At 40.2% G+C, this 336-nt stretch carries 1 pseudogene; it reads right to left on the bottom strand.

What is annotated here, in order from left to right:
• Positions 1 to 200: pseudogene (locus tag MCO_RS10925) on the bottom strand (filamentous hemagglutinin); the annotation flags it as partial.
• Positions 201 to 336: the final 136 nt, after the last annotated feature.

Genomic DNA, 336 nt, shown 5'->3' with positions numbered 1-336 from the left:
ACCAGAAGTTCTGAAATGGCAGAATCCGCTTGGGGGAAGATAACAATATAAAGCGGATTATTTTTATCCTTCGCATGTTGCTCTGCATAAACAGCGGCTTCCTTTGGCGAAGTAAAGATACCATTAAAGGAGACATGCACCTTGCCATCAGAGCCAGCTTGCAAGTGCTTCTTTTCCTCAACCATTAAATAATGTGATTGAAGAAACAATCCCGCTATTCCAAGCAAAAGCAAAAAGGGGATTGTTGATCATCACAAACAGAAAAACTTAAGGCTGGCATTTGCGACTATTTTTATACTGTTTACAAAACGGGCTATTTAAGCGCTTCTTGACACT

It is taken from the genome of Bartonella sp. DB5-6, from assembly GCF_000278115.1.
Classification (GTDB): Bacteria; Pseudomonadota; Alphaproteobacteria; order Rhizobiales; family Rhizobiaceae; genus Bartonella; species Bartonella refiksaydamii.
The sequence above is the reverse complement of the archived record's forward strand: the minus strand, read 5'-3'. Positions and strand labels throughout refer to the sequence as shown.